Genomic DNA, 1,866 nt, shown 5'->3' with positions numbered 1-1,866 from the left:
TTGATTTTTTTGATGCAGTGTAATAATTTCGCTTTTTGGTCATTCTATTCCCCTCTTATATTAGAAGAATAGCTCTTAAAAATACCTTTTTTTCGTCTAAAAATCCGCGCCTATATCAATCCTTAACCTGCTTGTTTGCTCACTATTTGAAGGCACAATTCCAGCAAAAGACTGATAAGATAGACAAAGATACAGACTCCAATATAAATTTTTTATTATTTTTGACATTCGATCATCCTTAGAAATAAATAAATTTAATTATAGGTCAAAAATAAAACAAAACCAGGCTAATGCGTGCTTATCCGACCCGCTGTCCCCAAGATACCAAGCCATCAATTTCAAAATAAAACCACTATTCCTTAGCCTGCTATAATAATTATATAAAGGATATGGATTATTTTTAATGAAAATACTGTGTAAATATTGTAAATCCCGCATAGAGCCCGTGGCCGAGGAGACAGTTATACCTAACACGCAAAGAGTGTTTTATTGTAGCGTTTGCCATCAAAAGCTTTTCACTAGTGGAATGTATACTTTTCCATGGAATCGTGGGTGGTTTGGTGTTCTTTGGATGTTTTTCAAATCATTTTTTAGATAAGTTAGAGTAAATGCCCTTTTGTCAGCTATTCTTTATTAGGAGCATAAGCTTAATGGCTAAATTACCCGCCGTACACCCCATAAATTATTTAAATAAAAACAGGGTGTTAACACTCGATAATCTGCACCTTGATAATGACTATCGCTAATAACCCAATCGCCAATATGAGGCATCCATGATTCTTGAGGACATAGGCCATTTGGAGCAATTTGCGAAGGTGGAATATCATTAGGACCGTACCCCACTTGCTTACCTGTCCAGATTGCCACATGAGTTACTAAAGAGGGATTAAGGGAATTTTGATTTGTCGCAGAAATAAAGAGTAAATCACCTGGATGGAGTTGGAGGAGCGCTAAATCAGAGGCGCTGATCATACCCTTATGTTTTAGGCCCTGCTGGTCAATAACGGATAAATAACCCCCATGCCCATTACAAGAATGACTTATCTCAAGCGTATTATCTACACAAACTAATCGACCTGCCGCACTAGGATTATCTAAAACGTTATTCCCTTGCTGCTGGTTGGGTGATAGATTCTTTTGAGAACCACCTTTTCGTTGTCCTGCTTGCCACTCAACTTTAGAGCTAAAACTCCGTCCGAAAGCAAAATTATAAAGAAAGCTAGTATAATTGCTACAATCCATTCCCTGCCACATTGTATTATTAAGCCAATTATTAATGCTTTCATTTGCTTGCCCTGAATAGTTCCAACGGGCTTGCTGTTTATAATATACACTGTTAGGCATAATATCTTTTGCTTGACTACAATAGCCACCTTGCCCTTTGAGAGCATTTCTTTGCTCCATCGGTGTTGAATAGGTAGGCAAATAATGGTGGCAATAATTCAGTTTCTGTTTGATCCAGTAATCAGCTGCTGCAATAATGCGTTTTCTTTGCCAATCCAAATCATTAATACATTGATTAAAATCAGCGCGCATATTAAGCAAATTACGTTTTAGCCCCCAACCTTTTACAAATTGTGTCGTATTAAATGGTTGGGTTAACTCATAATCAAAATTTGCTGCATTTCTATCACAAAACGAGCTTTCCGCCCAAATATTAAACGGAAATAAAAACCAACTTAACACAAAAAAAACTAATGTTTTCATGTTTAATCGTGCTCATTCATCGTTCTAGCTTGAGAGCTCTCTGATATAGGCGCGGATTTTTAGACGAAAAAAAGGTATTTTTAAGAGCTATTCTTCTAATATAAGAGGGGAATAGAATGACCAAAAAGCGAAATTATTACACTGCATCAAAAAAATCAA

Annotated in this window: 1 protein-coding gene; it reads right to left on the bottom strand. The window is 36.3% G+C overall.

From position 1 onward, the window contains the following. Positions 1-654: 654 nt before the first annotated feature. Complete coding sequence (locus ELY15_RS15485) at positions 655-1,707, bottom strand: hypothetical protein (RefSeq protein WP_127101616.1); 1,053 nt, start codon at positions 1,705-1,707, stop codon at positions 655-657. Between the last annotated feature and the right edge of the window lie 159 nt (positions 1,708-1,866).

It is taken from the genome of Legionella sp. km772, from assembly GCF_003989735.1.
Lineage (GTDB): Bacteria > Pseudomonadota > Gammaproteobacteria > Legionellales > Legionellaceae > Legionella.
This window is presented reverse-complemented; position numbering and strand designations above follow the sequence as displayed.

What these genes read in the sequence shown, in the direction of transcription:
- ELY15_RS15485 (WP_127101616.1), bottom strand. Translation starts at nt 1,707, where the DNA reads ATGAAAACATTAGTTTTTTTTGTGTTAAGTTGGTTTTTATTTCCGTTT.